Annotated in this window: 24 protein-coding genes; 11 read left to right on the plus strand and 13 right to left on the minus strand. The window is 71.6% G+C overall.

Annotation, left to right across the window (positions count from 1 at the left end; all coding sequences use genetic code 11):
- Positions 1-52: 52 nt before the first annotated feature.
- Genes ACIPV1_RS08510 through mvk form a run of 5 tightly spaced genes read right to left on the minus strand, consistent with a single transcriptional unit; the run spans position 53 to position 5,357 of the window.
- The gene (locus ACIPV1_RS08510) at positions 53-1,204 is read right to left on the minus strand and encodes a hydroxymethylglutaryl-CoA synthase (protein ID WP_194646945.1); all 1,152 of its coding nucleotides are present in this window, start codon (positions 1,202-1,204) and stop codon (positions 53-55) included.
- Entirely contained in the window at positions 1,201-2,265 is a 1,065-nt protein-coding gene (locus ACIPV1_RS08515; RefSeq protein WP_402726151.1) for a hydroxymethylglutaryl-CoA reductase, read from the minus strand. The genes ACIPV1_RS08510 and ACIPV1_RS08515 overlap by 4 nt, the downstream gene beginning before the upstream one ends.
- Complete coding sequence (locus ACIPV1_RS08520) at positions 2,258-3,340, minus strand: phosphomevalonate kinase (RefSeq protein WP_402726152.1); 1,083 nt, start codon at positions 3,338-3,340, stop codon at positions 2,258-2,260. The genes ACIPV1_RS08515 and ACIPV1_RS08520 overlap by 8 nt, the downstream gene beginning before the upstream one ends.
- The gene (gene mvaD / locus ACIPV1_RS08525) at positions 3,337-4,362 is read right to left on the minus strand and encodes a diphosphomevalonate decarboxylase (RefSeq protein ID WP_402726153.1); all 1,026 of its coding nucleotides are present in this window, start codon (positions 4,360-4,362) and stop codon (positions 3,337-3,339) included. The genes ACIPV1_RS08520 and mvaD overlap by 4 nt, the downstream gene beginning before the upstream one ends.
- Complete coding sequence (mvk, locus tag ACIPV1_RS08530; RefSeq protein ID WP_402726154.1) at positions 4,362-5,357, minus strand: mevalonate kinase; 996 nt, start codon at positions 5,355-5,357, stop codon at positions 4,362-4,364. Before mvk ends, mvaD begins: the two co-directional genes overlap by 1 nt.
- An 81-nt stretch (positions 5,358-5,438) precedes the next feature.
- Here mvk and ACIPV1_RS08535 point away from each other — a divergent pair, with 81 nt between their 5' ends.
- The 3 genes from ACIPV1_RS08535 to ACIPV1_RS08545 are packed head-to-tail and all read left to right on the plus strand — an operon-like array spanning position 5,439 to position 7,358.
- Positions 5,439-5,912, plus strand: coding sequence for a MarR family winged helix-turn-helix transcriptional regulator (locus ACIPV1_RS08535; protein WP_185020884.1), 474 nt, complete (start codon positions 5,439-5,441; stop codon positions 5,910-5,912).
- Between the two features lie 21 nt (positions 5,913-5,933).
- The gene (locus ACIPV1_RS08540; protein ID WP_017885422.1) at positions 5,934-6,356 is read left to right on the plus strand and encodes an organic hydroperoxide resistance protein; all 423 of its coding nucleotides are present in this window, start codon (positions 5,934-5,936) and stop codon (positions 6,354-6,356) included.
- Between the two features lie 27 nt (positions 6,357-6,383).
- Positions 6,384-7,358: a zinc-binding dehydrogenase gene (locus tag ACIPV1_RS08545; protein WP_402726251.1), complete on the plus strand. Its 975-nt coding sequence runs from the start codon at positions 6,384-6,386 to the stop codon at positions 7,356-7,358.
- Positions 7,359-7,510: 152 nt separating this feature from the next.
- Here the strand turns inward: ACIPV1_RS08545 and ACIPV1_RS08550 are convergent, their stop codons facing one another.
- The 4 genes from ACIPV1_RS08550 to ACIPV1_RS08565 all read right to left on the minus strand — a co-directional run bounded on the left by ACIPV1_RS08550 (position 7,511) and on the right by ACIPV1_RS08565 (position 10,986).
- A complete protein-coding gene (locus ACIPV1_RS08550) occupies positions 7,511-8,968 on the minus strand; it encodes a sugar porter family MFS transporter (RefSeq protein ID WP_123938434.1) in 1,458 nt (485 codons plus the stop codon).
- A gap of 158 nt (positions 8,969-9,126) precedes the next feature.
- Positions 9,127-9,660 (minus strand): hypothetical protein, encoded by a 534-nt coding sequence (locus ACIPV1_RS08555; protein WP_123938435.1) that lies wholly within the window; start codon positions 9,658-9,660, stop codon positions 9,127-9,129.
- A gap of 40 nt (positions 9,661-9,700) precedes the next feature.
- A complete protein-coding gene (locus ACIPV1_RS08560) occupies positions 9,701-10,504 on the minus strand; it encodes a zeta toxin family protein (RefSeq protein WP_132099832.1) in 804 nt (267 codons plus the stop codon).
- Positions 10,501-10,986: a hypothetical protein gene (locus ACIPV1_RS08565; protein ID WP_123673706.1), complete on the minus strand. Its 486-nt coding sequence runs from the start codon at positions 10,984-10,986 to the stop codon at positions 10,501-10,503. Before ACIPV1_RS08565 ends, ACIPV1_RS08560 begins: the two co-directional genes overlap by 4 nt.
- Before the next feature lie 209 nt (positions 10,987-11,195).
- On the opposite strand from ACIPV1_RS08565, the gene ACIPV1_RS08570 reads away from it, so the two are divergent.
- Complete coding sequence (locus ACIPV1_RS08570) at positions 11,196-12,095, plus strand: LysM domain-containing protein (RefSeq protein ID WP_402726155.1); 900 nt, start codon at positions 11,196-11,198, stop codon at positions 12,093-12,095.
- Positions 12,096-12,279: 184 nt separating this feature from the next.
- On the opposite strand, the gene pgi is transcribed toward ACIPV1_RS08570, so the two are convergent.
- The 4 genes from pgi to ACIPV1_RS08590 all read right to left on the minus strand — a co-directional run bounded on the left by pgi (position 12,280) and on the right by ACIPV1_RS08590 (position 16,947).
- Positions 12,280-14,001 (minus strand): glucose-6-phosphate isomerase, encoded by a 1,722-nt coding sequence (pgi, locus tag ACIPV1_RS08575; RefSeq protein ID WP_402726156.1) that lies wholly within the window; start codon positions 13,999-14,001, stop codon positions 12,280-12,282.
- Between the two features lie 167 nt (positions 14,002-14,168).
- Entirely contained in the window at positions 14,169-16,406 is a 2,238-nt protein-coding gene (locus ACIPV1_RS08580) for a heavy metal translocating P-type ATPase (protein ID WP_402726157.1), read from the minus strand.
- Positions 16,403-16,621 carry a heavy-metal-associated domain-containing protein gene (locus ACIPV1_RS08585; protein WP_333925306.1) on the minus strand — a complete coding sequence of 73 codons (219 nt, stop codon included), beginning with the start codon at positions 16,619-16,621 and terminating at the stop codon, positions 16,403-16,405. The genes ACIPV1_RS08580 and ACIPV1_RS08585 overlap by 4 nt, the downstream gene beginning before the upstream one ends.
- Before the next feature lie 35 nt (positions 16,622-16,656).
- Positions 16,657-16,947, minus strand: a complete 291-nt coding sequence (locus tag ACIPV1_RS08590) for a metal-sensitive transcriptional regulator (protein WP_111084793.1) — start codon at positions 16,945-16,947, stop codon at positions 16,657-16,659.
- Positions 16,948-17,061: 114 nt separating this feature from the next.
- Between ACIPV1_RS08590 and ACIPV1_RS08595 the strand changes: the two genes are divergently transcribed.
- The 7 genes from ACIPV1_RS08595 to ACIPV1_RS08625 all read left to right on the plus strand — a co-directional run bounded on the left by ACIPV1_RS08595 (position 17,062) and on the right by ACIPV1_RS08625 (position 20,819).
- Complete coding sequence (locus tag ACIPV1_RS08595) at positions 17,062-18,270, plus strand: helix-turn-helix domain-containing protein (protein WP_402726158.1); 1,209 nt, start codon at positions 17,062-17,064, stop codon at positions 18,268-18,270.
- Between the two features lie 162 nt (positions 18,271-18,432).
- Entirely contained in the window at positions 18,433-18,900 is a 468-nt protein-coding gene (locus ACIPV1_RS08600; protein ID WP_111084754.1) for an Asp23/Gls24 family envelope stress response protein, read from the plus strand.
- On the plus strand, positions 18,897-19,088 hold the full coding sequence (locus tag ACIPV1_RS08605) for a DUF2273 domain-containing protein (RefSeq protein ID WP_123291766.1): 192 nt from the start codon (positions 18,897-18,899) through the stop codon (positions 19,086-19,088). Before ACIPV1_RS08600 ends, ACIPV1_RS08605 begins: the two co-directional genes overlap by 4 nt.
- On the plus strand, positions 19,085-19,402 hold the full coding sequence (locus tag ACIPV1_RS08610; protein WP_123291765.1) for a hypothetical protein: 318 nt from the start codon (positions 19,085-19,087) through the stop codon (positions 19,400-19,402). Before ACIPV1_RS08605 ends, ACIPV1_RS08610 begins: the two co-directional genes overlap by 4 nt.
- Before the next feature lie 9 nt (positions 19,403-19,411).
- A complete protein-coding gene (locus tag ACIPV1_RS08615) occupies positions 19,412-19,987 on the plus strand; it encodes a DUF6286 domain-containing protein (protein WP_402726159.1) in 576 nt (191 codons plus the stop codon).
- Positions 19,984-20,547 (plus strand): hypothetical protein, encoded by a 564-nt coding sequence (locus tag ACIPV1_RS08620; RefSeq protein WP_111084758.1) that lies wholly within the window; start codon positions 19,984-19,986, stop codon positions 20,545-20,547. Before ACIPV1_RS08615 ends, ACIPV1_RS08620 begins: the two co-directional genes overlap by 4 nt.
- Before the next feature lie 98 nt (positions 20,548-20,645).
- Entirely contained in the window at positions 20,646-20,819 is a 174-nt protein-coding gene (locus ACIPV1_RS08625) for a CsbD family protein (RefSeq protein WP_123291762.1), read from the plus strand.
- The last annotated feature ends 19 nt before the right edge of the window (positions 20,820-20,838 follow it).

A 20,838-nucleotide genomic window follows, 5' to 3' on the forward strand; every position in this document is an offset into this window, starting at 1 on the left:
GGAGGCCCGTGGCGGGGCCGCCACGGGCCTCCCGTCCGTCACGCGGTGCGTCTCAGGACGCCTCGTAGTGGCGCGCGCCGCCGCGCACCCCGGCGAAGCGGTACGGCCCCGCCGTGACGCGCGGACGCTCGACGTCGTCGCTCGTCGCGGCGCCGGTCGCGTGCAGCTCGCGGTACGCGTCCACGGTCAGCGGAACGCGGGCCGAGAGCAGCTGCCGGACGCGGCCGACGCGACGGTGCTCACGGTAGGACGGCTGCACGATGCCGGTGAGGAGCTCGCCGACGCTGCCCGAGCCGTAGCTGAACAGGGCGATGCGCTCACCCGCCAGGTCCTCGTCGAGGTCGAGGAGCGCGGCGAGCCCGATCCAGAGCGACGCCGTGTACGTGTTGCCGGTCTGCTTGTTGTACGTGAATCCGACGAACAGCTCCGACTCGTCGAACGGCACGCCCACGTGCTGCGTCAGCTTCCGGTGGGCCTTGAGCGCCATCTTCGTGAACGGCTGGTGGTGGACGAAGCGCACGATGTCCTCGTACGCCGGTCCGCCTTGCTCGGCGAGGTCGTCCCACGCGCCCACGAAGGCGTCGACGTAGGCGCTGACGGACAGGCGGCCGTCGACCAGCGCGGTGGAGCGGTCGTTCGGACGCCAGAAGTCGTCGACGTCCGCGGTGAAGACGCCGGCGGCCGGCTCGATCTCGATGAGGTCGGGGTCGGCGGACACCAGGATCGCGGCCGCACCGGCACCCTGGGTGGGCTCGGCGGCGGTGTCGACGTCGTAGCGGGCGACGTCGGCGGCGATCACGAGCACACGCTCGTGCGGTGCCCGGGCGATGATGCCGAGGGCGAGCTGCACGGCGGCCATCCCGCCGTAGCAGGCCTGCTTCAGCTCGACGACACGGACGTTCTTCGGCAGGCCGAGCAGGCCGTGCACGAAGACGCCGGCGGCCTTGGACTGGTCGACGCCGGACTCGGTGGCGAACAGCACGGTGCGGATGCCGTCGACACCGTGGCGGTCGATGACCTCCTTGGCTGCGGCGGCCCCCATCGTGACGATGTCCTCGTCCGGGGCGGGCACGCTGAAGGCGTCCTGGCCGATGCCGACGTGGTACTTCGCCGGGTCGACGCCGAGGCGCTCGGCCAGGTCGTCGAGCTCGAGCACGTGGTGCCCGGTCGCGATGGCGATGTCGTGGATGCCGATGCGCGTCATGCTGCGCCTCCGGCCGGCTTCGTGCCGCGTCGCTCCATGGCGACGTGGGCGGCCATCAGCTCACCCGGGTTCGTCTGGGCGGCGAGCAGCGAGAGTTCCCCGCACAGCACCGTGGCGGCGCACAGGGCGGCGAGACGACGGGCGTTCGCACCGGGCTCGCGGTCCTCGCGGCAGCCGAGGCGCACCAGGGCGTCCTCGACGACGGGCAGGTCCCCGCCCTTACCGTTGCCGACCGTGCCGACGATCAGGTGCGGCAGCGAGGTGGCGAAGTACAGGTCGCCGTCGCGGTTCTCGGCACTCGTGATGCCCTGCGAGCCCTCGACGATGTTCGCGGCGTCCTGCCCGGTGGCCAGGTAGAAGCCGAGCAGCATGTTCGCGTAGTGGGCGTTCGCGGAGCGGAGCGCCCCGGCGATGGTCGAGCCGATGAGGTTCTTCGCGATGTTCAGTTCGACGATGCGCTCGGTACTCGACCGCAGGCGCTTCTCGACGATCTCGCCGGGGATCACGATCTCGGCGATGGTGTTGCGGCCACGACCACGGATGCCGTTCACCGCGCTGGCCTTCTTGTCGGTGCAGAAGTTGCCCGAGACGGACACGTAGCGCAGGCCCGGCTGCCACGCCAGGATCGCGGGCAGGAGCTTGTCCGCCGCCTGCGTGACCATGTTGTGACCGGAGGCGTCACCGGTCGTGAACGCGAACCGCAGGAACAGCAGGTCACCGACGATCTCGGGGTGCACCTCGATGAGCTTCGCGAACCGGCTCTGCCCGGCGACCAGCGCCTCGAGCTCGTCCTGTCGCGCGAGGATCTGCCCCGCAGCGACGTGCGCCGCGGCGGCACTGGCCGCGCGGACGACGACCGAGCGGGTCATGCGCTCGTCGACGACGGTCGCGACGATGCCGTCGTCGACCATGCGCGAGATGCGGGCGCCGCGGCCGACGGACGGCCAGAGCGGCGACTCGTACGTGGCGAGCGGGACCTCGTGCTCGTCCTGGACCGCGTTGCCGCTGATGCGGATCGGTCCGACCCACTTGGTCGGGATCGGCGTGAGCAGGTCACTCATCGAGGGCTCCTTCTGGTGCTCGCACCGCGACGCTGAGGTGTCTGATGTCGTGCGCCTCCCAGGCGCGGTGGATGCCGGCGGGGTCGATGTCCGCGGGGACGAGTGCGATGCCGCAGTCGCCGCCGCCGGCGCCGGACGGCTTCGCCGCTCCGCCGGCCGCCTCGACGACGTCGCACAGGGTCGCGAGGCGTTCGGTCTCGATCTTCGACCCGACCGAGTCGCCGAGGCGCTGCATGAGCACCCGGGCACGTCGGAGCGCGTCGAGCGTCTGCTCCGCGTCGCCGGCCTGGAGGCCCGTGGTCAGGTCGTCGACGCAGCTGCGGCTCTCGTCGAGGAACGCCTGGTACCCGCCGTTGCGGTGCCGACGCACCACACCGACGAGCTTCGTGGTCGAGGCCGGCGAGCCGGTCCAGCCGACCAGGAGCTGCAGGTTCTCGGGGGCCGGCAGCCGCTGGACGTCGAAGCCCGCCCACGCGGCGGCGTCGGTGAGGATGTCGGACACGCGGCGCTCGTCGACGAACGACGCGAGGTGGTCGCGGTCCGGGGCGCTGTAGCGCAGCCATCCACCGAAGGTGCTCGCGGCGAGGTCCCCGCCGGAGGCCCGCGGGTTCACCCGGATGGTGGCGAGCAGGGCGACCTGGAAGCGCTGCCGCTGCGTCAGGCCGATGCCGTAGAAACGGTCGAGGGCACCGACGGTCGCGACGGTCACCGCCGCCGAGGACCCGAGCCCGAACTTCCGGCCGCTGGCGTCGTCGAGCTGGCTCTCGATCCGCAGGTCGTGGAAGCGCGGGGCGATCCCCCGCTCGGCGCGGAGCTTCTCGACGAGGTCGATCGTCGCCATCACGTAGTCGTAGGGGTGGTGCTCGCGGTCCAGGGCGAGGCCGTCCTCGTCGCGCGTCCACGTCAGCGGCAGGTGGCCGTACTCCTCCGAGTGCACGCTGCCCGCACCGTGCGCCTCGGACACGCGTGCCGTGATGGCGCGGTCGAGGGCGATGAGGACGGACGGCTGGCCGGGCTCGACGACGGCGTACTCGCCGGCGACGAACAGCTTGCCGTGGGCGCGGAACTCGATCACTGCACGGACTCCTTCTGGTCGGGGCTGTCGCTCGCTGCGGCGACCCCGATCTCTTCGGAGCGGAGCACCCGAGCGGCAGGTCCGGTGCCGGACTCGATGACGTCGCCGAACGACGCCAGCGCGGTGGCCACGGCGGAGCGGTCCTCGGGCCGGCAGAGCACGACCACGTTCGGGCCGGCGTCGGCGGTGGCGTAGGCCTCGAGCCCGGCGGCGCGGAGTTCGCCCACGGCGTCGAACACGGCGACGCTGCGCGCGTTGAGGTAGCGGATGGGCGGGAAGGCGCCCTCGATCGTGGCGTGCATGCGCAGCGCGTTGCTCTCGGTGATCTCGCCGATGCGCGTGAAGTCGCCGGCTGCGCAGGCGTCGAGCATGTCGCCGACGGTCTCGGTGGTCGACGTGACCCACGCCGGGTAGAACGGCGACGTGGCGATGGTGCGGCGCATCGCCTCGCGCGAACCGATGGGCTTCGGTCCGGCGTCGATCGTCACGACCACCATGGCCATCGGCGGTGCCGGGATCGGCTCGGCGAAGGACCCCTGGTCGTCGCCGGCGTGCCACACGGCGACACCGCCGGGGATCGACCGCGTGGCCGACCCCGAGCCGCGTCGGGCCAGGCGGGACAGGTCGCGCGGGGACAGGTCGAGGCCGTACGCCGCCGAGGCCGCGGTGGCGAGCGCCGCGAACCCCGAGGCGCTCGAGGCCAGCCCGGCACCGGTCGGCACGGTGTTCTCGGACACGACGGAGGCGCGGGCGTCGCTACCGGCGAGCTCCCGCACGAGGTCGAGGAAATGCTGCACGCGCACCAGGGCGCCGTCCTCGACGACGTGACCGTTCAGCGTGAACCGGTCACGGGCCTCCTGGCCGGCGCCGGACCCGCCGTCCAGCGTGACGGTCGTCGTCGTCGGGAACACGTCGAGACCCATGGAGACGCTGCCCGTGGCGGGCAGCGCGAGCTGCGCGTCCGCCTTGCCCCAGTACTTGACGAGGGCGATGTTGGGGTGCGCGACGGCGGTGGCGGTCATCAAGCGCGGGCTCCGATCGTGGTGGTCCAGGTGGCTGCGGCCCCTGCGCCGCGGAGTGCGGCCGCGATGCGGTCCGCGTGGTCGTCGTCCGCGGCGAGTGCGAGCACGCACCCGCCCCGCCCGCCGCCGGTCAGCTTCGCGCCGAGGGCGTCCGCAGCACGTGCGGCGTCGACGAGCCGGTCCAGGTCGGCACTCGACACGTCGAGTGCGCTGAGCAGGTCGTGCGCGGCGTCCATCGTGGCACCGAGCCCCTGTGCGTCGCCAGCCTCGAGTGTCCCCCGTGCCCGCCGTGCGAGCGCGCCGATCCGGTCGATGACCGCGTCGACGGCGACCGGGTCCTGGTCGTGCCGTTCCCGCACGGCCGCGACCGCCTGCCGGGTGTGGCCGGGGACACCGGTGTCCGCGACGACGAAGGTGAAGCGGGCCCCGAGGGCGACGGGCTCGATGCGACCGCCCTCGAACCAGACCGGCACCGCGGCGACGACACCGCGGGCGTCGAGTCCTGACGGGCGGCCGTGGGCGACCCGCTCGCACTCCTGGATGAGGTCGTGGTGGGTCTCGGCGTCGAGGGTCTCGCCGAGGGCGTCCGCGACGGCTGCCGTCACGGCGGCGGCGACCGCTGCGCTCGACCCCATGCCCCGGGCGGTCGGGACCTCGCTCTCGACCCGGACGTGGAAGTGCCGGTCGGTCACCCCGAAGTGCCGCAGGGTCGCGGTGACGGCGGTGACGGTCGGCATCACGGCAGCGGGCGCGAGGTCGAGGGGACCGGTGTGCACCGTGGACTCGAGGGTGTGCCCGACGACCGTGCCGGTGGCCTCGTCGACGCCGGCGGTGACCGGGCTCACGGTCGCGACGACCCGGGCGTCGAGCACCGGCAGGACGAGTGCGGGTGCGCCGTAGACCACGGCGTGCTCACCGATCAGGATCGTCTTGCCGTGGGACGACGCGGTCCCGGAGCCGGGGGTCGTGGTGGAGTCGAGGTCGCTGCTGGTCATCGTGGGTCACGTCAGCCTAACCGTCCGGGCCGGAGCACGTGTTGGGTTGTGCACAACCGAGTTGCGTGCGATCCTGGTGGCATGCCCGTGACCGACGAGATGGTGTGCTTCTCCCTCTACGCAGCGAGCCGCGCGACCACGCAGGCGTACCGCTCGCTGCTCGAACCCTGGGGACTGACCTACCCGCAGTACCTGGTGCTCGTGACCCTGTGGATCGAGGGCGACCAGACCGTCTCGAGCCTCGGTGACCACCTGCAGCTCGACTCCGGCACCCTGTCGCCCCTGCTCCGCCGCATGGAGCAGTCCGAGCTCGTCCGCCGCGAACGCCGCAGCGCCGACGAGCGCGTCGTGACGATCACGCTCGGCGACCGCGGCCGCACCATCCGTGCCGACCTCGCGCACATCCCGGCGACGATCGCCGCCGGCATGGGGCTCCCCGACGAGCAGGCCGCCACGGAGCTCATCGCGACCCTGCACCGGCTGACCGAGACGATGCACGCCGCGGCCACGAACGACACCGCCGCGACGCCCGACCGCGCCGCCGCGGACCACTGACCCCACGAAGGAAGGAACACCATGGAAGCCCTCTACACCGCCGAGGCCCTGGCCACCGGCGAAGGCCGCAACGGCCACGTCGCCACGAGCGACGGCACGGTCGAGTTCGACCTCGCCATCCCGAAGGAGATGGGTGGCTCCGGCAACGGCGCCAACCCCGAGCAGCTCTTCGCCGCCGGGTACGCCGCCTGCTTCCACTCCGCACTGCAGGGCGTCGCCCGCAGCCAGAAGGTGAAGATCACCGACTCGTCCGTCGGCGGCCGCGTGCAGATCGGCCCGAACGGCAACGGCGGCTACCAGCTCGCCGTCATGCTCGAGGTCGTCATCCCCGGCCTGGAGCACGACCAGGCCCAGGCACTCGCCGACGCCGCCCACCAGGTCTGCCCGTACTCGAACGCGACCCGCGGCAACATCGACGTCACCATCGTCGTCTCGGAGGACTGACCCATGAGCACCACCACCCCCACCACCATGCGCGCCGTCGTCCACGAGACCTTCGCCGAGCCCGCCGAGGTCCTCGGCGTCCAGGAGCGCCCGGTCCCCACGCCCGGCGCCGGCGAGGTCCTCGTCCGCACGGTGCTCTCCCCCATCCACAACCACGACCTGTGGACCGTCCGCGGCACCTACGGCTTCAAGCCCGAGCTGCCCGCAGCCTCCGGCACCGAGGCGCTCGGCGTCGTCGAGGCCCTGGGCGAGGGCGTCACGAACCTGACGGTCGGCCACCGCGTCGCCGGCGGTGCCTTCGGCGTCTGGGCCGAGTACTACACCGCGAACGCCGCCGGGCTCGTCCCGGTGCCGGACGCCATGACCGACGAGGCCGCAGCACAGCTCGTCTCGATGCCGTTCAGCGCCATCAGCCTGCTGCACTCGCTCGACCTGCACGAGGGCGACTGGCTCATCCAGAACGCCGCGAACGGTGCCGTCGGGCGCATGGTCGCCCAGCTCGGCGCGGCCCGCGGCATCAACGTCATCGGCCTGGTGCGTCGCGCCGCCGGTGTCGAGGAGCTGCGCGAGCAGGGCATCGAGCGCATCGTCGCCACCGACGCGGACGACTGGAAGGACCAGGTCACCGCGATCACCGGAGGCGCCCCGATCGTCGCCGGTGTCGAGTCTGTCGGCGGCAAGGCCGCCGGCGACATCGCCAGCGTGCTCGGCGAGAACGCGACCCTCGTCGTCTTCGGCGCGATGGCCTCGCCCACGCTCGAGATCCCCTCCGGCAAGGTCATCTTCGGCCAGCTCACCGTGAAGGGCTTCTGGGGCAGCGTCGTCAGCAAGACGATGCCGGCCGAGACGAAGGGCCAGCTCTTCGGCGAGCTCATCACCCGAGTGCTCGACGGCTCGCTGACGCTCCCCGTCGCCGAGACCTTCGCGTTCGAGGACGTCCGCGACGCCGTGCGTGCCTCGGACACCGCCGGCCGCGTCGGCAAGGTGCTCCTGCGCCCGTAGCGCGACAGAACGACGGACGGGCGCGCCCCGCTCAACGGCAACGCGAAGCGTTGCGCGGGGCGCGCCGACCGAGCCTGCGAGGGAGGACGGTGCCAGTTGGCACCGTCCTCCCTCGCCGTCTGCACGCGCGATCACCGCGCCACGCGCGCGACCTAGCCGCGCGACGCCTTCTGCGGGACCGTGAAGATGTTGCCGGTGGTGACGCCCTCTTCCACCTCTTCGAGGGTGCGACCGCGGCTCTCCGGCACGAACTTCCAGATGAAGAGCAGCGCGAGCAGACCGACGATGCCGAAGCCGAAGAACGTCCCGGTGATGCCGGTCGCGGCGACGATCGTCGGGAAGTAGAGCCCGAGGAACGCGTTGGCGATCCAGAGGCAGAACACCGAGATGCCCATGCCGAGCGCGCGGATCTGGGTCGGGAAGATCTCCGACAGCACCACCCACACGGCGATGTTGAGGAAGGTCTGCATCGAGCCGACGAACGCGACGACGAGGAACAGGATCACCCACGGGCGAGCCGGGTTGCCCTCGGGCAGTGCGACCGAGGCGATGCCGATCAGGAAGTGGCAGACCGTCGTCAGCGAGAACCCGATGATCAGGGTCGTCCGGCGGTTGATCTTCTCCATGTTGTACAGCGCGATGACGCCACCGACCACGGCGATCACGCCGGGGGCGATGTTCGCGATGAGGGCCGCCGACGCCTGGAACCCGGACTCGATGAGGACGGTCTGCCCGTAGTACATGATCGAGTTGATGCCGGTGAGCTGCTGGGCCACGCCGAGCCCGGCACCGATGAGCACGATGCGGATGAGCCACTTGTTGCCGCGCAGCGTCTGCCACCCGCTGACTCGATCGGCCTTCGCCTCGAGGTCGTTGCTCCGCTTGATGTCGTCGAGCTCGGCGGTCGCACGCTCCGTGGTGCGGACCTGCTGCAGGACGGACAGCGCTTCGTCGTAGCGCCCCTTCGACGCAAGCCAACGCGGCGACTCCGGCACCCGGAGCATGCCGACGAAAAGAGCGATCGCGGGGAGTGCACAGACGGCCAGCATGACGCGCCAGACGCCGTTGCCCTCACCCCACAGGTTGCCGATGATGGCGTTGACCACGAACGCGGCGAGCTGCCCGATCACGATCATGAGCTCGTTGCGGCCGGACAGCGAACCCCGGATCTCGTACGGAGCGAGTTCGGCGAGGAACACCGGGACGACCGTCGATGCACCACCCACTGCGAGGCCGAGGAGCACACGACCGACGACGATGACACCGAACGTCGGTGCGAAGACGCAGATGAGCGTGCCGAGGAAGAACGTCACGGCGAGGGCGATGATCGTCTTGCGCCGCCCCCACCCGTCGGCGATGCGGCCGCCGAGCATGGCACCGATCGCGGCACCGAACAACAGGGAGCTGGTGACGACGCCCTCGGTGAAGTTCGTGAGGCCGAGCTCGGCCTTCATCGGGTTCAGGGCACCGTTGATGACACCGGTGTCGTACCCGAAGAGCAGCCCGCCGAACGTGGCGACCAGGGCCAGGACGCCGAGGCGTCGGCGGTGCGGTCCGGTCCCGATCGGGGGCAGTGCGACAGTCGGGGCTGTCGGCTTGATGTCGACCATTCGGTGACTCCTTCGTCGGTGATCGCGCTTCAGTGCGTGCACCGATGGTAACCCGATTCCATGTCCTGTCAATTGGACATTCTGTCGTCAGGACGATTGGATCGGTCCACATAACGCCTGATCAGGACGGGAGCGGTCCAACGGCCCCCGTTCGACCGTCAGGACTCGTCGGGCGTCGGGCTGTCCCCCAGCACGTCACCGAGCGACGCGATGTCCGCGCCGTGGTCGGTGTAGCGCCGGACGGTCCGTCGGGCAGCTGCGCTCGCGGCACCGGACAGCGCCGGGTTGCGTCGCGCGGCATCGGCCACCCGGCCCGCGTGCCCCGCCGTCGAGAGCAGGACGTTCGCCAGCGCCCGGGCGTCGCCGCGTTCGGGCACCCCGGTGACCGTCCACGCCGTGCGCACCTGGGCGTCCGGCGTCACACCGCGTCGGGTGCCCATGCGGTGCCAGTCGGACAGCACGCCCTCGGTCCGGGAAGCCGCGCGGTCAGCCTCGCCCGCTCTCCGGCGCGCGGCGTCGCGTGCAGCGGACTCGCTCGCGCCCTCGACCGTGTCGTACCGGTCGGTGAGGCCGTCGGCCCGGCGCCGGACACTCTCCGCCCGTTCACGAGCAGCGCCGTCGTCACCGCCTTCTTCTGCGATGCGGGCGGCGTGCGCGGCGGCAGCCGCGGCGAGGATCTCCGAACGCTCCATGGCCTCGACGGTAGCCGTTCCGACCGACACCGGCGACCGCTCAGACGATCGACACGTCCCAGCCGAGGTCGGCGGCCCGGTCACCGAGGACCCGGGCGTTCGCGCCGCACACCGACTCGGTCGACCCGGTCGGGTAGTAGCGACGGATGGCTGCTTCGGGAACGAACCGACCACCGAGCGGATCCGTGGCGGCATCACGCACGCTCCACCACCGATCGGTCGCCTGCGCGATCGCCGTCTCGAGCGGGACCTCCACGGTGACGATGCGCAGCTTCTCGTACCCGGCGTCGTCGAGCTCGGCGAGGAGGTCGTCGAGGTAGTCCACGCTCGACAGGGTGCCGTGCACGACGACGTTCTCGCCGTTGCGGAGGGCGCGGCGGCGCAACGTGTCGGCAACGGTGGTCGACTCGGCGTGCACGAACCCGGCGATCTCACGCAGCTGCACCGGCCGGTCGTCGGCCAGGCGACGAGCCGTCCACCGGTCCACGAGACCGTCCGCCTGTGCGCGCAGGAGCAGCGGGTCCTTGAAGTCGTCGGCGTCGATCGACCGGTAGCCGCACAGCTCCGGCATCCGCTCCAGGGCGGTCGACTTCCCCGACCCCGGCGGTCCGGCCGTCACGACCACCGCGAGCGAGCCGTCGGTGACCGGCGACGGGGTCAGCGCGCGGTGCTCCTCGAGCACGGACTCGTGGAACCGCAGGCGGCTCGCCTGGTACAGGAAGCCGTCCGGTGCGTAGATCGTCCTGGTGCTCGCGCCTGCCGTGTCCGACCAGGGGTTGTCGAGCGAGTCGGCCCGGAGCGCACGGCCCAGCTCGACGGCCACCCGGTCGCGGAGCTCCGTCACCGGGTGCGCTTGCGGGTCTGCCGTTCGGCGATCGCCCGGCGGACGGTCTCGTACTCGACCTCGGACAGGAGGCCGTCCTGGAACGCCGCCGCGAGTTCCTTGGTGGTGCCGGTGGCCGAGGCGGCACCGTCGAACGCCGCACCACGCTTCGGGGTGCGGTGCGTCAACGCCATCGACGACAGCTCGCGCAGCATCGTCTCCGAGTCGATCTGGCCGCCCTCGCGCCGGGAGATGACCTCACGCGGAGACGGCCGCTTGGTGGTCAGGGTTCGACGGGAGAGCCGCCGCGAGACCTCGGGCTGGGAGATCCCGGCGAGCTTCGCGATCTCGCGCTGCGGGACGCCGAGGTCGGCGAGCTTGAAGATCCCGCGCCGCAGTTCCATCTCGGCGTGGTGTTGCTGCTCACGACTGTGCAGGACGTGCTCGACCGCCGCACGGACGGTCGCGGGAGCACTGTCGGTCCGACCGGCCAACGCGCGCACGACGGCTTCCGTGTCGGGTCGACGGGGGTCTGACCCACCGCGTCGCCCGGGGACCACCCTGACGCCCATGACCACCTGCTCTCGTTGATACCGATGGTATCACTCGCCGTCGACGACGGAGGATCCGCGGTACGTCTGCAGACACAGGACGGAGGCGCTGCGTTCGCCCCGGGGACACCGCGCGGCTAGCATCGAGCTGAGGGGGAATCATGAACCGGACGCTCGCGATCGGGGTCGTCGTCGCGGCCACTGTGGCACTGTCGGGGTGCTCGCTGCTGCGCGGGTCGGACCGAGCCCTCCCCGCCCCGTCCACCCCGGCGACGACGCCGACCTCGTCCGCCACGCCGACACCGACGCCGGACGCCGACCCGGAGGGTGACCTCCTCGAGTCGTCGGCGCACCCCCGCACCCCGACCCCGGAACCCACCGAGTCGGCGGCTCCGGCTCCGACGCTGACGCCGATCCCCGCCGGGACCGTCCTCGCCCAGGGCGACGTCGCGTCCCCGAAGGGCAGCGTGCACTTCCGGTTCCGCGTGGTCGCGGTCGGCGACGACACGTTCACCGCGCAGTACTCCGGCTTCACCTCGACCCTGCCGGTGCCGGTCGGGGTCGGCCTGTTCGACCTGCCGCGCGCGGTCGGCGACGGCCTGACCTACCCCGGCGTCGGCGACCGGACGCTCGGTGGGCCGACCAGCACGGCGACCGCGGTGGACGTCCCGCTGAGCGGCTCCGGCGTCGACCCGTCGCACCTCACCACGCTCGTGACCTACTCCGCGGCGGCTCCGGGGCAGGAAGCCCCGGTCGAGATCGGGGCCGGCAAGGTGCTCGCGGTGACGACCGTGCGGTGGTCCGTCCCGGCGCGGCAGACGAACGTGCACCCGAAGGACGCCGGTGCCCGGGCGAACGCGACCGGTCCGGTCACCGCGACGACGGGCGGGGCGCCGCGGTCGTACACGGTCGCGCCGGACGACCTCATCGGGGACGTCGCGGCGCGGTTCGGCATCAGCGTGCGGGCGCTCGTCTGGCTCAACGAGGGCGTGCAGGTGTTCGGGACGGACCAGCACCTATACGAGGGAACGACGCTCAACCTCGACCCGCTCGCCCGCTGACCGCGGCGGTGGCCCCTCCACGAAAGCGACACTCTTCCGCGGAACATCGGCGCACATCTGTCGCTTTCGCGGGCCTGACGGCGCCCCGTGGGGCGCAATTGTCGCTTTGGCAGCGACCGACAGACGGACGGGAGGCCCGTGGCGAATCCGCCACGGGCCTCCCGTCCGTCAGGTGGGTGCGTCGCTACTTGCGCAGCTCCAGGTACTTCGCGATGAGCGCCTTCGTCGAGGCGTCCTGCGCGTCGAGCGCGGCCTGGTCACCCTCGACGGCGGGCGTGACCTGCAGCGCCAGCTGCTTGCCGAGCTCCACGCCCCACTGGTCGAACGAGTCGATGCCCCAGATCGTGCCCTCGGTGAACACGATGTGCTCGTAGAGCGCGATGAGCTGGCCGAGCACGCTCGGGGTGAGCTCCGGCGCCAGGATCGACGTCGTCGGCTTGTTGCCCGGGAAGGTGCGCGCCGCGACGATGCCCTCGTCCGTGGTGCCCTCGGCACGGACCTCGTCGGCGCTCTTGCCGAACGCCAGCGCCTTGGTCTGCGCGAAGAAGTTCGCCAGGAACAGCGTGTGCACGTCGGTGCCGGGTGCGACGCCCTTGCCGTCACCGGTCTCGTCCTTGAGCGGACGGGCCGGGTTCGCGACCGTGATGAAGTCGGCCGGGATCAGGCGGGTGCCCTGGTGGATGAGCTGGTAGAACGCGTGCTGGCCGTTCGTGCCGGGCTCGCCCCAGAAGACCTCGCCGGTCTCGGTGGTGACGGGCGAGCCATCCCAGCGGACGCGCTTGCCGTTCGACTCCATGGTGAGCTGCTGCAGGTACGCGGCGAAGCGGTGCAGGTACTGCGTGTACGGCAGGACCGCGTGGCTCTGCGCACCGAGGAAGTTCGTGTACCAGACGTTGAGCAGGCCCATCAGGACCGGGACGTTCCGCTCGAGCGGCGTGGTGCGGACGTGCTCGTCGATGGCGTGGAAGCCGGCGAGGAACTGCTCCCAGTTCTCCTGGCCGATCGCGACGATGACGCTCGTGCCGATCGCGGAGTCGACGGAGTAGCGGCCGCCCACCCAGTCCCAGAACCCGAAGGCGTTCTCGGGGTCGATGCCGAAGGCCTCGACCTTGTCGAGCGCGGTGGACACGGCGACGAAGTGCTTCGCGACGGCGTTCTTCTTCTCGTCGTCGGCGGCGTCGGTCAGGCCGAGCCGCTCCCACAGCCACTGGCGTGCGAGTCGCGCGTTCGTCAGGGTCTCGAGGGTGCCGAAGGTCTTCGACGCGACGATGAACAGCGTGGTCTCGGGGTCGAGGTCCACGGTCTTCTCGTAGATGTCCGCGGGGTCGATGTTCGACACGAAGCGGGCTTCGAGGCCGGGCTGGACGTACGGCTTGAGTGCTTCGTAGACCATGACGGGGCCGAGGTCCGAGCCGCCGATACCGATGTTGACGACGGTCTCGATGCGCTTGCCGGTGACACCGGTCCACGAGCCGTCACGCACCTGCGACGCGAACGCGTAGACCTTGTCGAGCGTGGCGTGCACGTCGGCGTCGACGTCCTGGCCGTCGACGGTCAGCGGCGCCGCCGGGACGAGCCCCTCGGTCGCCTTCGGACGGCGGAGCGCGGTGTGCAGGACGGCGCGGTCCTCGGTGACGTTGATGTGCTCGCCGGAGAGCATCGCCTGGAAGCGCTCGGCGACGCCGGTGTCCTTCGCGACCTGCAGCAGGGCGGCGAGGACGTCCTCGGTGACGAGGCCCTTCGACAGGTCCACGGTCAGGTCGGCGGCCTGGAACGTGTACTGCTCGGCACGGCCGGGGTCGCTGTCGAACCACCCGCGCAGGTCAGGGGTGAAGTCGGCAGCGATGCTGTCGAGCTTCTTCCAGCCTTCGGTCGATGTGGGGTCGACGGGAGCGGATTCGGTCACTTCGGTCCTCCTGGGATCACGTTCGAGACGTACAGCCCGCAGGTCACCGCACCAGTGCGTCGCGGACCGTCTTCGAGCGTAGTGCCGTCGGCACCGTCGCGCGCACCGCCGGACGGGAGGCACGGGGCGCGTTCGCTGCGCGCGTCACGTCCGGCGGATGGCCGGCCTCAGGGCCGGGGTGCGAAACGCCGCAGCCGCAGGCTGTTCGTCACGACGAACACCGACGAGAACGCCATGGCGGCGCCGGCGAGCACCGGGTTCAGCAGCCCCGCCATCGCGAGCGGGATCGCCGCCACGTTGTACGCGAACGCCCAGAACAGGTTGCCCTTGATGATGCCGAGCGTGGCCCGCGACAGCCGGACGGCGTCGGCGACGACGGTGAGCCGACCGCTCACGACCGTGATGTCACTGGCCGCGATCGCGGCGTCGGTGCCGGCCCCCATCGCGATGCCGAGGTCGGCCGCGGCGAGCGCGGCAGCGTCGTTGACGCCGTCACCGACCATGGCCACGCTCCGTCCCTGGGCCTGCATGGCCCGGACGGCGTCGAGCTTGCCGGCCGGGGTCGCGCGGGCGTGCACCTCGTCGATGCCGACCTGTGCGGCGACGGCTCTGGCTGCTCCGTCGTTGTCGCCGGTGAGCAGGACGGGGTGGAGGCCGAGGGCCACGAACCGCGCGACCGCGTCAGCGGCCTCGGGCTTCACGGTGTCGCCGACGACCACGACGCCCAGCACGCGGCCGTTCCGCGCGACGACGACCGCGGTGCCCCCGTCGGCCTCGGCGGCGGTGACCGCGGCCGAGGCGTCGTCGGGCACGACGACCGCCCAGGACGCTGCGAGCCAGCGGGTCCCGCCGACGAGCACGACGTCGCCGTCCACGACGGCCTGCACGCCGGCGCCGGGGATGGAGTCGAACTGCTCGGCGGCCGGGACGTCGAGTTGCCGGGCCGTCGCGGCCCGCACGACCGCACGTGCCACGGGGTGTTCCGATCCGTGCTCGACGGCGGCGGCGAGCCGGAGCACGGCGTCCGCGTCGAGGGTCGCGTCCGTCGAGGTCACGGCGCGAAGGGTCATCTCGCCGGTGGTGACGGTGCCGGTCTTGTCGAGCACGATGGTGTCGACGCCACGGGTCCGTTCGAGCACCTGCGGGCCGCCGATCAGGATGCCGAGCTGGGACCCGCGGCCGGTGCCGACGAGCAGTGCGGTCGGCGTCGCGAGTCCGAGGGCGCACGGGCAGGCGATGATGAGCGTGGCGACGGCCGCGGTGAACGCCGCCGTGACCGAGCCGCCGAGCACGAGCCAGCCGACGAACGCCAGCACGGCGAGCGCGATGACGATCGGCACGAAGACACCGGAGACCCGGTCGGCCAGGCGTTGGACGTCGGCCTTGCCGGTCTGCGCGTCCTCGACGAGCCGTCCCATCCGAGCGAGCTCGGTGTCGGCGCCGACGCGGGTGACGGCGACCACGAGCCGGCCGCCGACGTTGATCGTCGCGCCGGTCACCCGGTCGCCCGGTCCGACCTCGACGGGGACGGATTCGCCGGTGACCATGCTGCGGTCCACGGCCGAGGACCCGTCCTGCACGAGGCCGTCGCTGGGGATCCGCTCCCCCGGCCGCACGACGACGACGTCCCCGACGACGAGCGCCGACACGGCGACACGCTGCTCGACGCCGTCGCGCAGCACCGTGGCCTCCTTCGCGCCGAGTTCGAGCAGGGCGCGGAGTGCTGCGCCGGACTGCTTCTTGGCGCGGGCCTCCATGTACCGGCCGGCCAGGATGAACACCGTCACGGCCGCGGCGACCTCGAGGTACAGGTCGGCCGCCTCGGGGTCGGTCGCGATCCACGAGAACGTCATGTGCATGCCGGTCGTGCCGGCGTCGCCGAAGAAGAGGGCGTAGAGGGACCAGCCGAAGGCCGCCAGCACACCCACGCTGACCAGGGTGTCCATGGTCGCGGCACCGTGTCGGGCGTTCACCCACGCGGCGCGGTGGAACGGGAGCGCGCCCCACACCGCGACGGGCGCGGCGAGTGTCAGGGCGAGCCACTGCCAGTTCGGGAACTGCAGGACCGGCACCATCGAGAGCAGGACGACCGGCACGGCCAGGACCGCAGAAACGACGAGTCGTCGGCGCAGCGCACCGGCCGGGTCGTCGGCGTCGTCGTCCGGCGCCGTCGTGTCGGCCGGCGGCGCGGGGACGGTCGCACCGTAGCCCGCGGACTCGACGGCGGCGATGAGGGCAGCGGGGTCGGCGGGGCCGTCAGCCGCGACCTGCACCTGCGCCTTCTCGGTGGCGTAGTTGACGGTGGCGGTGACCCCGGGGAGCTTGCCGAGCTTCCGTTCGATGCGGTTCGCGCACGAGGCGCAGGTCATGCCCGTGATGTCGAGCTCGACGATGCCGTCCGTCACGACGGCACGACCTCGTACCCCGCCTCGGCGACCGCACCGCGGAGCGCACCGGCGTCGACGGGTGCGTCCGAGGTGACGGTCACCGACGAGGCACCGCCGGGGACGAGCGCGACGGCGACGTCGGACACCCCCTCGAGTTCGGTGAGTTCCTCGGTCACGCTCAGCACGCAGTGCTCGCAGGTCATGCCCTCGACGAGCAGCAGTTCGGTGGTCACGGTGTCTCCTCCTGTGGTTCGGGTGCGGGCGGCGGTCACGAGCGCACGAGCCGGGCGATGGCCTGGCTGGCTTCGCGGACCTTCTCGTCCGCGGCGTCGCCACCCTCGGCGACCGCCTCGGCGACGCAGTGCTTGAGGTGGTCCTCGAGCAGCGACAGCGCCACGCGTTCGAGCGCCCGGTTCGCCGCCGAGATCTGGGTGAGGACGTCGATGCAGTACGTCTCGTCCTCGACCATGCGGGCGATGCCGCGCACCTGGCCCTCGGCGCGACGGAGCCGCTTGAGCAGGTCGTCCTTGTCGCCGATGTACCCGACGTGTTCGTGCATGGTGGCCTCCACGGTCCTCAATACGGTACCCCCCTAGGGTATTCCCTCCCATGGACGCGCGGACACGAACGAGGGTATTCACCTCGCCGTGCCGTCGATGTCATGATTTCGACCATGACCGATCCGGCGACGAACGGCTTCCGCAGACTGCGGTTCGCCGACGGCGACGGCTCCGACTACTCGGACATCTTCGAGGCGGAGTACCACGGGTCCGACTTCGCCTCGGAGACGTACGCGACGAACGACACCCGCTACGAGTACACCGTGGTGGGCGACGACGACCTGACGCTGCGGACCATGCGCGCCGAGGGTGGTCGGCGCGGCGGGATGATCGGGGCGCGGGAGGACCACGTGGTCTTCTGGCTCACCAGGGGCCGACTCGAGATGCACTTCGCCGACCGCACGCGGGTGGTCGAGCCGGGCAGCCCGTACATCGCGAGTGCGTCCGAGGCGTACCGCTTCGAGTCCGACGGCACGGTCTACAACGGGGTGCACATCGCGGACTCGTTCCTGCGGACCGTCGGGCGCGACCTCGGCTACCGACTGCCGGACGGCCCACTGCTGTTCGAGCAGCAGGACGAGGTCATCGCCCGCCGCGAACCGCTGCGCCACCTCATCGGGGAGCTCGGCCCGGCACTCGTGGACGACCGGGTGGTCGGTCCGATGCGGACGGCCCTGAACCGTCGACTGGCGATCGTCGTGCTCGACACCTTCCCGATCCGCAACCGCGGCGACGACGTCCCCGTCGCGAACCGCCTGCGCGACGCGATCCGCTACGTCGAACAGCACGCGGCCGAACGTCCGGCGGTGTCGGACATCGCCGCCGCGTGTGGGCTCAGCCAGCGGGGGCTGCAGGACGTGTTCGCCCGCACCCTCGACTCCACGCCGCACCGGTTCCTGCGCGAGCACCGGCTCGACCGCGCCCGGAGCGAACTCCTGCGCGCGGGCGACGACCGGGCCCCCGGCGCCGACGGGGTCGCCGTGGTCGCACGTCGGTGGGGCTTCACCAACCCGGGCCGGTTCGCCACCACCTACCGCGAGCGGTTCGGCGAGGACCCCGCCGCCACGCTCCGCACGTCGCTGTCCGCACGCCCCGACAGCGGCCGGGCGTCGTGGCGCGTCCGCCGCGCGGTCGCGTTCATCGAGGAGCACGCCGCCGAGGACCTCTCCCTGCAGGACATCGCCGACGCCGCCGGGGTCCTGCCGCGACGCCTGCAGCAGCTCTTCCGGGCCGAGCGGGGCGAGTCCCCGATGGCGTGTGCCCGGGCGATCCGCGCCGCTGCAGAACGCAACGCGGCGGACGGAACACGCGAAACCGCCTGAGCGGACGGCCAGGGGGTACAGCCACATCCCCGTGTTTCCGCGGATTCCTGGATTTCTGCCGAATCCGAAAAGTCATGTGTGACGAATCTCTGGTGCAGCCCGTCTCATCCGTGAACAGCAACCGCTGGGAACGCCCGGCGGGTCACTCGGAAGGAACGAACCATGGCTGACTCCATCACCACCACCCCGGCAACCACCGCTGCGGCCCGGACCACCTCGCACGCCGGCTCGAACAGCGGCGTCACCGGCAAGACCGTCATCGACGACACCGTCGTGTCGAAGGTCGCCGGCATCGCGGCGCGCGAGGTCAACGGCGTGCACTCGCTCGGCGGCGGCGCTGCCCGTGCGATCGGCGCCCTCCGCGACGCGATCGGCCAGCGCGACTTCGGTCAGGGCGTCAAGGTCGAGGTCGGCGAGAAGCAGGTCGCCGCGGACATCGTCATCGTCGCCGAGTACCCGGTGTCGCTCCAGCAGGTCGCCGACGGCGTCCGCAGCAGCGTCGCTCGTGCCCTCGAGCAGATCGTCGGCATGGAGGTCGCCGAGGTCAACGTGACCGTCCAGGACGTCTTCATCCCGGGCGACGACGACGACAACGACAACGACGAGAAGAAGGAAGCGCGAGTCGCATGAGCAACACACTGATCGGTGCCCTCATCGGCGCCGTCCTCGCAGTCGTCGCACTGCAGTTCGGGTTCTGGGGCTTCGTCCTGGTCATCGTCTTCGGTGCGATCGGGGCCCTCGTGGCTGCCCTCGCCACCGGCAAGATCGACCGTGGCGCCCTGACCGACGTGCTCACCGGGCGCCGGAGCTCCCGGTGAACGCCGGCCCGGACGTCGTCCCGGGCCGCGTCGAGATCACCGCTCGTGCACTGACCTCGCTGGCGCGGGCCGTCGCAGCCGAACGGCTCGGCGCCCCCGCCAAGCGGGTCAGGGTCGGTCTCGGAGACGCGGCCGGAGCGATGGCCCTCGACGTCACCGGCCCGATCGCCGCGGGCGACGACCTCGTCGCCCGTTCGGCCCAGGTCGCCGACGAGGTCAAGCGCCGCGTGAGTGAACTCACCGGCCGACGCGTCGGCAGTGCCCACATCGAACTCACCGGGATCGTGCGCGAGCGCGAGTCCCGAACCCGGTAGGAGACCATCATGAGCAACGGTTCCGTCGAACGACGCATCCGTCGTCGGAGCGTGCACCGCTCCCGCTCGACCGCAGTGGCGGTGGCGCTGGTGGTCCTCGCACTGGTCGCCGCGTGGATCGGCACGGAGTCGGTCCTGCGGGCGATCGGGCGGCCTCCGCTCCTCGCCGACCCGCAGACCGCCGTCGACGCCGCACTGCAGCCCGACGCCGCGTTCGTCACGATCGCCGAGGTCATCGCCGTCGTGCTCGTGGTCCTGGGCATCGTGCTGATCGTCCTGGCCCTGAAGCCGGGTCGCCAGCACCGCTCCGTCGTCCAGCACGATCGTGGCGCCGTCGTCATCGACACCCGCATCGTCGCCTCGACCGCGGCCAACGCCGCCGGGACGGCCGCGGGGGTCCCCGAGGGCAACGCCTCGGCCACCGCCCGCGGTCGCCGCACCGACGTCCGGATCGTGCCCGTCACCGGCATCCCGGTCGACGAGCATGCGGTGCAGGCAGCCGTCCGTGACCGCCTCAGTGGTCTCGACGAGCGGTTCGGCCGGAACATCCGCGTCCGCGTCGACGAGAAGGGGACCCTCGCATGACCAAGAGCAACCGGACCATGAACCGGATCATCCTCTTCGTCCTCGGCCTCGTCGCCGTCGTCGTCGGTCTCACGATCGGCGCGGGTGTGCTGCCCGCCGTGCAGGACGCGATCAAGCCGTACGTCGACCTGCCGAGCAACCTGGACGTCCCCGCGTCCTCGCTCTGGATCGTCGCCGTCGCCTGCGCCGTCGTCATCGTGCTCGCCCTGGTCTGGGTGTTCACCCGCGGCGGGGGCGGCACGTCCGTCGCCGTCCGCGAGCGCTCCGGTGAGGACGCCGTCACGGTGAACGTCGCACTCGTCCGCGACGTCGTCGAGCACGAGCTCGCCGGGGTCCGCGACGTCGTCGGCTCCCGCGTTGACACCTACCTGGTGCGCAAGCAGCGTGCCGCTCGCATCCGCGTCGCGGTCCGCCGCGGCGGGGACGCCGTCTCGGTGCTCGACGCCGTCGACCGCGCCGTCGCGGTCCTCGACCGCACGCTCGGCCGCCAGGTGCCCGTCCTGGTCCACCTCACCGGTGGGACCCGTTCGGCGCTCGCGAAGTCGACCCGCGTCCACTGACACCCGTCAGCCGGACGCGACCCCGGGCCTCCCGGCCCACCGAAGACCCACGCAACACCCACCACCGGGCGAACGCCCGACCGATGAAAGGACCCCTCATGGGACTCGACGACAAGATCAAGAACGCTGCTCAGGACCTCGCCGGCAAGGCGAAGGAAGCCGTGGGCAAGGCCCAGAACGACGACTCCAAGGTCGCCGAGGGCCAGAAGGACCAGGCCTCCGCGAGCGTCAAGAAGACCGGCGAGGACGTCAAGGACGTCTTCAAGAACTAGGACGCTCGATGCGTGTCGG

The organism is Curtobacterium sp. NPDC089991, assembly GCF_044748425.1.
Taxonomy (GTDB): Bacteria; Actinomycetota; Actinomycetes; order Actinomycetales; family Microbacteriaceae; genus Curtobacterium.